The following is a 13,453-nucleotide window of genomic DNA, read 5'->3' as shown; positions in this document are numbered from 1 at the left end:
CGGAGCAAACTATGCAATTGATGTGGGTATCTGGACCCACCGCATCTGTGCGGACCATTTCAATCACAGCACAAAAGGTGCTGGTTGGCGTGTGCGTGTCTGCGTTTGTGTTGGTGCTTTTCGGTGTTTTGCTGCACTTTATTGGTTTTCGCATTGCCATTGAGATGAGCCCAAGTTTGGCTCGTAGCATGGGAGGCGTCACAACAGAAGCCGAACAGCAAAAAGTTGAGGCTGTTTACCGTGAGCGTTTAGACAGTTTGCGTCAGACTTTGGGTACAACTGTTCAAGAGATTCGCCAACTTGAAAGTCTTAAAAACCGATTCATGGAAGTGGCAACGCCCGTCAATTTACGAGACAAATACACAAAAAAGGACGAAGGACGTGGCGGGCCTTGGGTTGCACCTCGCTTTCAAAACGCGTCGTCAAAGGATTTAGCTCAAGAATTTTCGATTGCCCAAGATGAATTCACTCAAACGCAAGCAGCTGTTAAAAACTTGACCCAAAATTGGTCTGCTCAGTTGAGCTGGCTGCATGCTTTGCCTACTGGTATCCCAATGGGTAAAGACTATCGTGTAACCAGCGGTTTTGGCATTCGTAATGACCCATTCACAGGTCAACTGGCGATGCACGAAGGCTTAGATTTTGTAGCAGAAGTTGGTGCGCCAATCATTGCAACTGCTGCAGGAACAGTGACTCGTTCGGGATGGGATGGTTCATATGGCAATGTGGTCGAGGTGTCTCATATAGAAGGTTTCACAACGCGTTATGCCCATTTGAGCAAGCGCTTGGTTGAGGTCGGTCAAAAAGTGCAGCGTGGTGACACCATTGCGCAGCTGGGCAATACAGGCCGTTCAACAGGGCCGCATCTTCACTATGAAGTGATGCGTAATGATCGCGTTTTAAATCCAACGCAAATGTTGCTGCAAACAACTGCTAGCGCACAATAAATACAAAAGGCCGTTATGTTTGAAAAACTTAAAGACAAATCACTGTCCCCATCACAGGAGCGTTTCGACACCATCATTGGCCGAACAACACAAATTTATGGCCGGTTGGTATTGCTCGACAGTGTGCGCATTGACGGAAAAGTTGTTGGCAATATTGAAACCACTAAAGACAACAAGGTTACGGTTGCGATTGGTAAAACGGGTGAAGTCTCTGGAGATATCACCGCACATCGCGTTATGGTTGCTGGCAAGGTCGAAGGCAATATCTATGCTGCGGAGCGTGTTGAGTTCCATAAGGACTCCGTGGTGCAGGGCGATATTTCGTATGGCTCAATTGCCGTCGAGCACGGTGCGCGTCTCTTGGGCTTGGTCATTCAAAACCCCATCAGTTCAGCTGCTGCCAATAGCACGGCTGATGCAAAGAGCGTTATCAAGAAAGCGCAAGAAAGCAGTAGCTAAGTATTGTTCAATCTTATTAACAATAAAAAAGCGCCTACTAGGCGCTTTTTTATTTGGTTTTTTGGCGGAGCAAGCGGGATTCGAACCCGCGGTGGGCTATTAACCCACACACGCTTTCCAGGCGTGCGACTTAAACCACTCATCCATCGCTCCGAAGCCATAGATTGTAACAGCGGGCGAGTACACTTCGGCGCTACTGTTTTGTTCTAGCTTGAAACGCTCGGAGACCCGCATGAAATTTCGCTTTCCCATTGTCATCATCGACGAGGATTTTCGTTCTGAAAATACCTCTGGCTTAGGCATTCGTGCATTGGCCGAGGCGATTGAGGGTGAGGGCTATGAGGTCATGGGCGCAACGAGCTACGGTGACCTGAGTCAGTTCGCGCAACAACAGTCTCGCGCCAGTGCTTTCATTTTGTCGATTGACGATGAAGAGTTCACACCGGGCCCCGACCTAGATCCTGCGGTTTTGAATCTGCGTACCTTCATTGAAGAGGTGCGTCGCAAGAATGCCGACGTGCCGATTTATGTGTACGGCGAAACCAAAACTTCGCGTCATTTGCCTAATGACATCTTGCGCGAGTTGCACGGCTTCATTCATATGTTTGAAGACACGCCTGAGTTCGTGGCGCGTCACATCATCCGTGAGGCCAAGAGTTATTTAGAAAGCGTGCAGCCGCCATTCTTCAAAGCTTTGCTGGATTACGCCGAGGACGGTTCGTACTCGTGGCATTGCCCCGGTCACTCGGGTGGCGTGGCGTTCTTGAAGAGCCCAGTAGGCCAGATGTACCACCAGTTTTATGGTGAAAACATGCTGCGTGCCGACGTGTGTAACGCTGTGGAAGAGTTGGGCCAATTACTGGATCACAACGGCGCGATTGGCGAGAGCGAGCGTAACGCCGCACGTATCTTCAATGCTGACCATTGCTTCTTCGTGACCAACGGCACGAGCACTTCGAACAAAATTGTTTGGCACCACACCGTGGCTCCTGATGATGTGGTGGTGGTCGACCGCAACTGCCACAAGTCGGTGTTGCACTCCATCATCATGACCGGCGCTGTGCCTGTGTTCTTGAAGCCCACGCGTAACCACTACGGCATCATTGGCCCGATTCCTCAAAGCGAGTTTGAGCCCGCCAACATTCAAGCCAAGATCAAGGCCAACCCCTTGCTCAAAGGGGTGGATGCCAAGAAGGTCAAGCCCCGCGTGTTGACCCTCACACAGTCCACTTACGACGGCGTGTTGTACAACACCGAAACCATCAAGAACATGCTCGATGGCTATGTGGCCAACTTGCACTTTGACGAAGCTTGGTTGCCCCACGCGGCGTTCAATCCCTTTTACGGCACCTACCACGCCATGGGCAAAAAGCGCGAGCGCCCCATGCATTCAGTGGTGTACGCCACGCAGTCCATTCACAAGCTGTTGGCCGGTATCAGCCAAGCCAGCCATGTGTTGGTGCAAGACTCGCAAAAAACCAAGTTGGACCGTCACTTGTTCAACGAAGCGTATTTGATGCACACCAGCACCAGTCCTCAATACAGCATCATCGCCAGTTGTGACGTGGCCGCTGCCATGATGGAGCCACCCGGTGGCACCGCCTTGGTGGAAGAAAGTATTGCCGAAGCTTTGGATTTCCGCCGCGCGATGCGCAAGGTGGACGACGAGTACGGCAAAGACTGGTGGTTCAAGGTCTGGGGTCCAGATGAACTGGTGGAAGACGGCATTGGCCGCGCCGACAGCTGGATCATCAAAGGCAAGGGCAAGTCGTCTAAGTGGCATGGCTTTGGCAACTTGGCCGATGGCTTCAACATGTTGGACCCGATCAAGGCCACCATCGTCACGCCCGGTTTGGATTTGAACGGTAAGTTCGACAAGACAGGTATTCCTGCCAGCATCGTGACCAAGTTCTTGGCCGAGCACGGTGTGATTGTGGAGAAGACCGGCTTGTACAGCTTCTTCATCATGTTCACCATCGGCATCACCAAGGGCCGTTGGAATTCGTTGCTCACGGCTTTGCAACAGTTCAAAGACGACTATGACCGCAACCAACCGATGTGGCGCATCTTGCCCGAGTTCTGCCAAAAGCATCGCGCTTACGAGCGCATGGGCTTGCGTGACTTGTGTCAACACGTTCACACGCTTTACGCCAAATACGACATCGCACGTTTGACCACTGAGATGTACCTGAGCGACCTGACGCCCGCCATGAAGCCCAGCGATGCCTATGCACAAATTGCGCACCGCAACACCGAGCGCGTGCCTGTGGACGACTTGCTTGGCCGCATCACCACCAGCTTGGTCACGCCATACCCACCCGGTATTCCGTTGCTCATTCCGGGTGAAGTGTTCAACAAGAAGATCGTGGACTACCTCAAGTTCGCCCGCGAATTCAACTTGCAGTGCCCCGGCTTTGAGACCGATATCCACGGTTTGGTGGAGGTGGTGGGTGACGATGGCGTCAAGCGCTATTACGCCGATTGCGTCAAAGCCTAACGCTGGCTGCCGGCCTTAGCGTTCAACTGCAGGCCTGATACGTACAAAACTGGCAAAGCGCGGCACGCCTTTGTCAGTCAAACCACGATAGCTATAAGTGACCCACTGGCCCACGGCTGGTGGGTTTTCTCTTTGGGCGTCTGTGAATCCGGTGCCGAGTTTGAAGCGCATCCCTTGCGGTGTTTCGACCATCAATGCGCCTAGACGTTGGGCGTGCTTGCCTTGGCCGGATTCAAGGGCAATCACCTTGGCTTCCGCATCCTCGTGGGATTTGAATTTCAGGACATCTGAGTTGCGCCCACTTTGGTACAAGCTGCTGCCACGATGCAGCACCAAGCCTTCACCATCGGCTTGCACGGTTTTGCTCAAAATGGCCTTCAATGCTGCATGTGATGGCACTTTGCTTTGCGGCACAGCTTGAACCCAAGGTTTGCCAATCTGCTTGACGAGGCTTTGATAGCGCACGATGCGATCTGTGAACGCTTGAGGGGATGTGTTGGCGTCAAACACCATGAATCGCATGGCGCGCCATGAGCTGTCCGGCGCTTGTTTTTGTTGAATGACAGAAGCCGCTTGCTCAAACTGGCCGAGTCCCGCCCAAAGCTCGCCTTCGAAAGGCTGCTTAGGCCAAGCTTGTACAAACCAGGTGGGTGGGTTGAGTGTTTTACCGCTTCGACTCAAAAGTTGGCGGCCATCCCAGTAGCCTCGTATGCCATCGAATTTTTCACTCACCCAATAGTCGGAAAGTTCTTCATTCCCTTGATATGGGTTGGCCAGCCACAGCGCGGGCGGCTGTGTGGCCAGTGCAGGTAAGGAGGCTAGGCTGCCGAAGCAACCCAAGGAGAAGTGAGATAGCAAATCTCGGCGTTGCATGATCGTCTCCTTGGGGCATTCAGCCCACATTTGTGGCCACCCGCGTGGCCAGGAGCGCCAGCTTACTCGGCTACAGGCTCGGCAATGCCACCTACAACTTGGCTAAATCCGCCGTCCACATAGGTGATTTCGGCGGTCACGCCTGCGGCCAAGTTGGACATCAAGAACGCAGCCACGTTGCCCACGTCTTCGATGGTCACGTTGCGGCGAATTGGAGAGGCTTCAGCCACCACGCTCAAAATCTTGCCAAAGCCTTTGATGCCGCTGGCAGCCAGGGTTTTGATGGGGCCGGCGCTGATGCCGTTGGCGCGCAGGTTGCGACCTTTGGCACCCAAAGATTCGGCCAAGTAGCGCACAGACGCCTCGAGCGAGGCTTTGGCCAAGCCCATGGTGTTGTAGTTGGGCACGGTACGGATGGCGCCCAAATACGACAGGGTCAACACGGCTGAGTTGTCGTTGAGGTAGGGCAGAGCGGCTTTGGCCATCGCTGGGAAGCTGTATGCGCTGATGTCGTGGGCAATTTGAAAACCTTCGCGTGACAAACCTTCCAAGAAATCACCTGCAATGGCTTCGCGTGGGGCGTAGCCGATGGAGTGCACAAAGCCGTCAAACGTAGGCCAGTGGGCCGACAGGTCTTTGAACATTTGGGTGATTTGTTCGTCGCTGCTCACGTCGCAGTCGAAAATGAGTTTAGAGTCGAAGTCAGCCGCGAATTCGGTGATACGGTCTTTGAAGCGTTCGCCCACGTAGCTAAAGGCCAACTCGGCACCTTGGTCGTGACAAGCTTTGGCGATGCCATAAGCGATCGATCGGTTAGACAGCACGCCCGTGATCAGAAGTTTTTTGCCAGACAGGAAACCCGTTTTTGTACTCATGTAAATCTCTCCAAAAAAATCTTGCAGAATTGTCGCATGCGTAGCTTCCTCATTTTGTTGGCGTTTTTCTGTTCAGGCCCCACGTGGGCGGGGCACGCGTACGCTCAATTTGGAGATATCAAATATCCAGCTAGCTTTAAAAACTTCGACTATGCCAACCCACTGGCTCCCAAAGGTGGTGAGCTCGTGCTGGTCCCGCCTTCGCGTTTGTCGAGCTTTGACAAGTACAACCCTTTCACCCTCAAAGGCAATGCGGCGCCCGGCTTGATGGCTTTGGTGTTTGAATCCTTGCTCACAGGCACGATGGACGAACCCACCACCTCTTATGGTCTGTTGGCTGAGGATGTGAACGTGGCAGCTGACCGGCGATCAGTCACTTTCAAATTGCGTCCACAAGCCCGCTTTCACAACGGCGATGCTGTGATGGCAGAGGATGTGAAATATTCGTTCGAACAACTCATCAGCAAGCAAGCGGCGCCGCAGTTTCGTTCGCTCTATGCCGAGGTCTCGGGTGTCACGGTGGTCGATCCTCGCACCATTCGCTTTGACTTCAAGCGCGTGAACCCCGAGCTGCCTTTGATCGTGGGCGGTATGCCAGTGTTCAGTCGGCACTGGGGTGAAGAAGATGGTCGAACCAAACCGTTCGACAAAATTGTCACTGACACGCCCATTGGCAGCGGGCCCTACAAAATTGGCCGCGTGGTGTTTGGCCGCGATGTGAGCTACGAACGCGACAACAACTACTGGGCGCGTGATTTGAATGTGCGCAAGGGGTTGTTTAACTTTGACCGCATCACCTATCGCCTCTACAAAGACAACACCGCGCAGCTTGAAGGCTTCAAGGCCGGCGAATTTGACTTGGTGCAATCTTTCATTGCGCGTGATTGGGCGAGGGGCTACACGGGTAAACAGTTTGCGACGCGCCAATTGATGAAGAGCGAGTTCAAGCACAGCAATGCGGGAGACTTTCAGGGCTTCATGTTCAACACCCGTTTGCCTAAATTCAAAGATGCACGTGTGCGTGAAGCCATCGCCTTGGCGATGGACTTTGAATGGATGAACCGTCAGCTCTTTTACGGTGCCTACCAGCGCGTGCGAGGTTACTTCGTGGCGAGTGATTTCGAGGCCACTGGCATGCCAGATGCGGCGGAGCTGGCCTTGCTCACACCGTTGCGTGACAAGCTCTCGCCCCATGTGTTCAAAGATGCCGTGCCTTTGCCGCCGCGCACCTCCTTAGACCCCAAGTCTGGCGATACCTTGCGCGACCATTTGCGTCGCGCCAAGGCTTTGTTGGCCGAGGCGGGGTGGACATACCGCGATGGCGCTCTGCGCAACGCCAAGGGCGAGCCCTTCACCATTGAGTTTTTGGATAACTCAGGCGCATTGGGTCGAGTCATCACGCCGTACAGCAAAAATTTAGAGAAGCTTGGCTTTCAGGTGAACCACAAAATCATTGACTTTGCGATTTTGCAAAAGCGTCTTGACGTGTTTGATTTTGAAATCATCAGCAACCGCATTGTGGGCAGCGAGTCACCAGGCACGGAGCTGATGGAGCGCTTTGGCTCCAAAGCTGCGACCACCGAAGGTTCTGGTAACTTCATTGGCATTCAAGATCCTGCCGTCGATGCTTTGCTAGAAAACGTCACATCCGCCAAAACGCGGCCTCAGCTCATCACCGCTGTACGTGCCTTAGACCGTGTGCTGCGTCATGGCCACTACAGCGTGCCGCATTGGTACGGCGCTGTGCACCGTGTGGCTTGGCGCAATGGTCGCTTCGAGCTACCCGCCGTCATGCCGCGCTACTACCAGCCTGAAACGTGGGCATCCTCCACTTGGTGGGCCACCATCGACAACCGTGCCACTTTGGCCGCAACCAAACGATCGGAGCGTGCACCATGAGTTCGTACATCCTGCGTCGTTTGTTATTGATGATTCCTACCTTGTTTGGCGTGTTGCTGATGACCTTTGTGGTGATTCAGTTTGTGCCGGGCGGACCGGTGGAGCAAATGGTGTCGCAGTTGCAAGGCCGCGACAGCGGAGGCGAGGGCGCTGTTGTGGCGGGTGCGGGCTATCGTGGTCGTCAAGGTGTAGACGCTGCACGCATTGAAGAAATTCGCCAACAGTATGGCTTTGACAAACCGCCGACTGAACGTTTCTTGCAAATGCTTCAGCAGTTCGCCGTGTTCGATTTGGGCAAAAGCTTTTTTTATCCCAAAACCGTTTGGGAGTTGGTGAAAGAAAAAATGCCAGTCTCTATCAGTCTGGGCCTGTGGACGTTCTTGTTGAGTTACCTCATCTCAGTTCCTTTAGGTGTGGCCAAAGCCGTGCGTGCGGGCTCAACATTTGATTTGGTCAGTAGCTTGGTGGTTTTGATTGGCTTTGCGGTTCCTGGCTTTGTCCTCGGCGTGGCGTTGCTGGTGGTGTTTGGTGGTCAGCTGCAGTGGTTCCCGCTGCGTGGTTTGACCTCGGCCAACTGGGAGCAGCTCACATGGGGTGCGCGCATCACCGATTACTTGTGGCACATCGTGCTACCCGTGACTTCAAGTGTGTTGGGCGCCTTTGCGGTGACCACGCTGCTCACCAAAAACGCCATGTTGGAAGAAATTCGCAAGCAATATGTGCTCACCGCACGCGCCAAAGGTTTGTCCGAGCGGCGTGTGATTTGGAACCATGTGTTTCGCAATGCACTCATTCCATTGGTCACAGGTTTTCCTGCGGCTTTTATTGGTGCGTTCTTCACTGGGTCGTTGTTGATCGAAACCTTGTTCTCATTGGATGGTTTGGGTCTGCTGAGCTATGAAAGCGTCATGCGCCGCGACTATCCTGTGGTACTCGGGACTTTGTATTTGTTCACGTTGATTGGCTTGGTCACCAAGCTCATCAGCGACCTTTGCTATGTATGGGTGGATCCGCGTGTCAAATTTGACTGAAGCCACTTTGTCGCCCACGCAGCGTGCTTGGTTGCGCTTTAGGAATAATCGCCTAGGCTTTTACAGCTTGGTGTTGTTTGTGTTCTTCTTCGCCTTGAGCTTGTTTGCTGAAGTGCTGTGTAACGACAAGCCCTTGCTGGCTCGCTACAACGGCAGTTTTTACATGCCCATCGTTTACAACCAACCTGAGACAACGTTTGGCGGCGACTTTGAGACACCCACAGATTTCTTAGACCCTTTCATTCAGTCGCAGTTCGACAAACCTGGTAACTGGGCCTTGTATCCGCCCATTCCTTTCCACCACACCACGCTCAATTACTTTGCTGCCACGCCCAATCCTGCGCCACCTTCATGGGAAAACTGGTTTGGCACAGACGACCGCGGTCGTGATGTGCTGGCACGCTTGCTGTATGGCTTTCGAATCTCGGTGTTGTTTGCTTTGGCGCTCACCATGTTTGGCACCGTCATAGGCATTTTGACGGGGGCATTGCAAGGTTTTTTTGGTGGAAAGACTGACCTTGCGATGCAACGTTTCATTGAGGTGTGGAGCGCCATGCCTGAGCTGTACTTGCTCATCATCTTCTCGGCGGTGTTCGACCCGAGCATCACCTTGCTCTTGATTTTGTTGGGCCTCTTCGGCTGGATGGGGCTGTCCGACTATGTGCGCGCCGAGTTCTTGCGTAATCGCCAACTCGACTACGTGCGTGCTGCTCGTGCGTTGGGGCTGTCCGATGCGCAAATCATGTGGCGTCATGTATTGCCTAACAGCTTGACGCCAGTGGTGACCTTTTTGCCGTTTCGCATGAGCGCGGCCATCTTGTCGCTGACCTCGCTCGATTTTCTAGGCTTGGGCGTGCCACCCGGAACGCCTAGCTTGGGTGAGTTGTTGGCACAAGGCAAAAACAACATTGATGCGTGGTGGATTTCTCTTTTCACCTTTGCCGTGTTGGTCGTGACCTTGATGTTGCTCACTTTCATGGGTGACGCGTTGCGCGATGCACTAGACCCCAGAAAGGCACGCTCATGAGACTGCCTTTGCTTCAGGTGCGCGATTTGCGCATTGGTTTCCAATCAGAAGATGTTGTTAAAGGCATCAGCTTCAACTTAGACCTTGGCGAAAAGCTCGCTTTGGTGGGCGAGTCAGGCTCTGGCAAAAGCGTGACCGCGCTGAGCTTTGTCAAACTGCTTGAAGGCGCACGTGTGTCAGGGCGCGTGTTGTGGACTGCCCAAGATGCGGACACGCTTGCGCCAGAGGCCACGGACGCGCCGCATACGCATGACTTGGTCAAACTCAGCGAGCGTGAGTTGGTCAACATTCGCGGCCAAGACATTGCCTTTGTGTTTCAAGAGCCCATGACGGCTTTGAACCCTTTGATGATGGTGGGCGATCAAATTGCCGAGGTGCTTGAGCTCAAACGTGGCATGACCAAGGCAGAGGCTTGGCACGAGGCCGTGGAGTTGCTTAACCTCACAGGTATTCCCGAGCCGGTACGCCGCGCCAGTGCTTATCCGCATCAGCTCTCAGGCGGCCAACGCCAGCGCGTGATGATTGCCATGGCTTTGGCTTGCCGACCCCGCCTGTTGGTGGCCGATGAGCCGACCACGGCGTTGGATGTGTCTTTGCGAGCGCAAATTTTGGATTTGCTCAGCGACTTGCAAAAACGCTTCGGCATGGCGGTGTTACTCATTACGCATGATTTGAATACTGTGCGCTACTTTGCTGACCAAGTGTTGGTGATGGAAAAAGGCGTGGTGGTCGAATCGGGTGCGGTGGATGTGGTGTTGACTTACCCAGAGCACCCATACACCCAAAAACTGATCAATAGCCAACCACCGCGCGAGGTCGTCGAAGCTAAAAGCAATGCGCCAACGGTGATGCAGGCAAGAGCTCTGCGGGTGAGTTATCCCATTCGCCGTGCTGGATGGTTGGGGTGGTTCAGAGGTGCTAAGTTTGTCGCCGTCGAGGGGGCGAGCTTTGATTTGCGTGCGGGGCAAACCCTTGGCGTGATTGGCGAGTCGGGCTCGGGTAAAACCACCTTGGCTTTGGCGGCGCTTGGCCTGATGCCTTCTGAGGGAACGCTCACCGTTGATGGCGTGGCGTGGCAAGGCAAGGCTACCCAAGACTTGCCTTTGCGTCGCAAAGTGCAGGTGGTGTTTCAAGACCCTTTTTCATCGCTTTCACCTCGCATGAACGTCAGCGAACTGGTCTCTGAAGGGCTGACGCTGCATGCCCCTCAACTGGATGATTTGGGTAGGTTGCGCCGCATTTTGGTGACCTTGGCGGCTGTGGGTTTGACCGAAACTGAGTTTCCGGGCTTGCTGCAGCGCTACCCGCATGAGTTTTCGGGTGGCCAGCGTCAGCGCTTGGCTATTGCCCGTGCCTTGGTCATAGAGCCGCAGGTCTTGGTCTTGGACGAACCCACCAGCGCTTTGGATGCCACCACCCAGCTTCAAGTGCTGCAACTCTTGCAAAAGCTCCAGCGCGAGCGAGGTTTGAGCTATTTGCTCATCACCCATGATGTCTCGGTCATCCGTGCCATGGCGCACCATGTCATGGTCATGCAGGCAGGTAAGGTGGTGGAGGCGGGCACGTTTGAGCAAGTGCTGAACAATCCGCAAGCCCCCTATACGAAGATTTTGGTGGGGGCTGACGCCTAAAATAGCATTTATCCTTTGATAATCAAGCATTTAGGCGCTACAATAAGCGCTTCACGACCAAACGGGCGGGTAATTACCGCTCGTTTTTTTTGGTCGTTTGTTTTTTGAACATTTGATATCAAGGCTATTCGTCGACGTGAGTTTGCAGCAAACAGTAGAACAAACAGTGACCGGTTTAGGTTACGACCTGGTAGAGATTGAACGCTCCGCCGGAGGTCTCTTGCGCATCACAATTGATATGCCTTGGACGGCTGGCGAACCTGTACAGCCCGTCAATGTCGAAGATTGCGAGCGCGTCACACGCCAATTGCAATTTGCACTTGAAGTGGATGGCGCGGACTACGCCCGCCTTGAGGTGTCGTCACCGGGCATTGATCGTCCCTTGCGTCACCAAGCTGATTTCGAGCGCTTTGTGGGCGAAGAGGTGGACCTCACGCTCAAGGCTCCCATTGGCGCAGCCGCTGCAGGCCAAGTGGCTGCAACCCGCAAAAAATTCCGTGGCACTTTAGAGTGCACCGACGATGGTGCGGGATGGCAAATCACGTGGCGTGATGAAGTCAAGGCCAAGCCTGGTCAAAAAGTGAGCCCCAAAAGATTAGCCGAAATGCCAGTGCATGCACTGGGTTTCACGCTGGACGAGCTGCGAGAAGCACGTCTGGCTCCGATTGTGGATTTCAAGGGCAAAAAGCCCCGTTGAACATAGGTAAGAGAAGGAGTAACCGATCATGAACCGCGAAATGTTGATGCTGGTCGAGGCAATCTCGCGCGAGAAAAACGTCGAACGCGATGTGGTGTTTGGCGCCGTCGAGTTGGCGCTGGCCCAAGCCACGAAGAAGTTGTACGAAGGTGAAGTGGACATTCGCGTGGCGATGAACCGCGACACTGGCGAGTACGAAACGTTCCGCCGTTGGTTGGTTGTGCCTGATGAAGCAGGTTTGCAAAACCCAGAAGCCGAAGAAATGTTGATGGACGCCCGCGAGCGCGTGGCCGACGTCGAAGAAGGCGAATACATCGAAGAGGGCGTCGAGTCCTTGCCCATCGGCCGTATCGGCGCGATGGCTGCCAAGCAAGTGATCTTGCAAAAGATCCGTGATGCTGAACGCGAAATGTTGCTCAACGATTTCATGTCGCGCGGCGACAAGATCTTCGTGGGTACCGTCAAGCGAATGGACAAGGGCGATTTGATTGTTGAATCCGGTCGCGTTGAAGGCCGTCTGCGTCGCAGCGAAATGATCCCTAAGGAAAACTTCCGCAGCGGTGACCGTGTGCGCGCCATGATCATGGATGTAGACCTCACTTTGCGCGGCGCTCCCATCATCTTGTCTCGTTCAGCCCCTGAATTCATGGTCGAGTTGTTCCGCCATGAAGTGCCAGAAATCGAACAAGGCATGCTCGAGATCAAATCTTGCGCCCGTGACGCTGGTTCACGCGCCAAGATCGCTGTGATTTCTCACGACAAGCGCGTGGACCCTATCGGTACATGTGTGGGCGTGCGTGGTACTCGCGTGAATGCCGTGACCACTGAGCTCGCTGGCGAGCGCGTGGACATCGTGTTGTGGAGTGAAGACCCAGCTCAGTTTGTGATTGGCGCTTTGGCACCTGCCAACGTGAGCTCCATCGTGGTGGACGAAGAGCGTCACGCCATGGATGTGGTGGTGGACGAAGAAAACCTCGCCATCGCCATTGGTCGCGGTGGCCAAAACGTGCGTTTGGCAGCTGAATTGACCGGCTGGAAAATCAACATCATGGATGCTGCTGAGTCTGCTCAGAAACAAGCTGACGAAACTTTCAGCATCCGCGAATTGTTCATGGCCAAGTTGGACGTGGACCAAGAAGTGGCTGACATCTTGATTGAAGAAGGTTTCACCAGTCTCGAAGAAGTGGCGTATGTGCCATTGCAAGAGATGTTGGAAATCGAAAGCTTTGATGAAGACACCATCAATGAGTTGCGCACACGTGCCAAGGATGCGCTGCTCACCATGGAAATTGCACGCGAAGAGAGCGTCGAAGAAGTTTCGCAAGATTTGCGCGACCTCGAAGGATTGAATGCGGAGTTCTTGCCCATGTTGGCTGAGAGCGGCGTACACACCCGTGACGATTTGGCCGATTTGGCCGTGGACGAGCTCACAGCCATCACCGGCCAAAGCGAAGAAGATGCCAAAGCCCTGATCTTGAAGGCACGTGAACATTGGTTCACGGGTCAAGAGTAACGGT

The 13,453-nt window shown here is 53.9% G+C and carries 11 protein-coding genes and 1 tRNA gene; 9 read left to right on the top strand and 3 right to left on the bottom strand.

The window, feature by feature from the left end; translation table 11 throughout:
• Window positions 1–11 precede the first annotated feature (11 nt).
• A complete protein-coding gene (locus B9Z35_RS11650; protein WP_108283887.1) occupies window positions 12–947 on the top strand; it encodes a M23 family metallopeptidase in 936 nt (311 codons plus the stop codon).
• A 15-nt stretch (window positions 948–962) separates the two neighbouring features.
• Window positions 963–1,406 carry a polymer-forming cytoskeletal protein gene (locus B9Z35_RS11645; protein WP_108283886.1) on the top strand — a complete coding sequence of 148 codons (444 nt, stop codon included), beginning with the start codon at window positions 963–965 and terminating at the stop codon, window positions 1,404–1,406.
• A 62-nt stretch (window positions 1,407–1,468) separates the two neighbouring features.
• On the opposite strand, the gene B9Z35_RS11640 is transcribed toward B9Z35_RS11645, so the two are convergent.
• Window positions 1,469–1,559 (bottom strand) — tRNA-Ser (locus B9Z35_RS11640).
• Between the two features lie 79 nt (window positions 1,560–1,638).
• On the opposite strand from B9Z35_RS11640, the gene B9Z35_RS11635 reads away from it, so the two are divergent.
• A complete protein-coding gene (locus B9Z35_RS11635) occupies window positions 1,639–3,903 on the top strand; it encodes an arginine/lysine/ornithine decarboxylase (protein ID WP_108283885.1) in 2,265 nt (754 codons plus the stop codon).
• Window positions 3,904–3,918: 15 nt separating this feature from the next.
• On the opposite strand, the gene B9Z35_RS11630 is transcribed toward B9Z35_RS11635, so the two are convergent.
• Both B9Z35_RS11630 and fabI read right to left on the bottom strand, forming a co-directional pair.
• Window positions 3,919–4,776, bottom strand: coding sequence for a DNA ligase (locus B9Z35_RS11630; protein ID WP_108283884.1), 858 nt, complete (start codon window positions 4,774–4,776; stop codon window positions 3,919–3,921).
• 62 nt (window positions 4,777–4,838) lie between these two features.
• The gene (fabI, locus tag B9Z35_RS11625; RefSeq protein ID WP_108283883.1) at window positions 4,839–5,651 is read right to left on the bottom strand and encodes an enoyl-ACP reductase FabI; all 813 of its coding nucleotides are present in this window, start codon (window positions 5,649–5,651) and stop codon (window positions 4,839–4,841) included.
• A 36-nt stretch (window positions 5,652–5,687) separates the two neighbouring features.
• Here fabI and B9Z35_RS11620 point away from each other — a divergent pair, with 36 nt between their 5' ends.
• The 6 genes from B9Z35_RS11620 to nusA all read left to right on the top strand — a co-directional run bounded on the left by B9Z35_RS11620 (window position 5,688) and on the right by nusA (window position 13,449).
• Window positions 5,688–7,550, top strand: a complete 1,863-nt coding sequence (locus B9Z35_RS11620) for an extracellular solute-binding protein (protein ID WP_108283882.1) — start codon at window positions 5,688–5,690, stop codon at window positions 7,548–7,550.
• Complete coding sequence (locus B9Z35_RS11615) at window positions 7,547–8,581, top strand: microcin C ABC transporter permease YejB (protein WP_108283881.1); 1,035 nt, start codon at window positions 7,547–7,549, stop codon at window positions 8,579–8,581. Before B9Z35_RS11620 ends, B9Z35_RS11615 begins: the two co-directional genes overlap by 4 nt.
• Window positions 8,547–9,608 (top strand): ABC transporter permease, encoded by a 1,062-nt coding sequence (locus B9Z35_RS11610; protein WP_108283880.1) that lies wholly within the window; start codon window positions 8,547–8,549, stop codon window positions 9,606–9,608. Before B9Z35_RS11615 ends, B9Z35_RS11610 begins: the two co-directional genes overlap by 35 nt.
• Window positions 9,605–11,239: an ABC transporter ATP-binding protein gene (locus B9Z35_RS11605; protein ID WP_108283879.1), complete on the top strand. Its 1,635-nt coding sequence runs from the start codon at window positions 9,605–9,607 to the stop codon at window positions 11,237–11,239. The genes B9Z35_RS11610 and B9Z35_RS11605 overlap by 4 nt, the downstream gene beginning before the upstream one ends.
• 136 nt (window positions 11,240–11,375) lie before the next feature.
• A complete protein-coding gene (gene rimP, locus B9Z35_RS11600) occupies window positions 11,376–11,936 on the top strand; it encodes a ribosome maturation factor RimP (protein ID WP_108283878.1) in 561 nt (186 codons plus the stop codon).
• A gap of 28 nt (window positions 11,937–11,964) precedes the next feature.
• Window positions 11,965–13,449, top strand: coding sequence for a transcription termination factor NusA (nusA, locus tag B9Z35_RS11595; protein WP_108283877.1), 1,485 nt, complete (start codon window positions 11,965–11,967; stop codon window positions 13,447–13,449).
• Window positions 13,450–13,453: the final 4 nt, after the last annotated feature.

Source organism: Limnohabitans sp. Jir61, assembly GCF_003063545.1.
Lineage (GTDB): Bacteria > Pseudomonadota > Gammaproteobacteria > Burkholderiales > Burkholderiaceae_C > Limnohabitans.
This window is presented reverse-complemented; position numbering and strand designations above follow the sequence as displayed.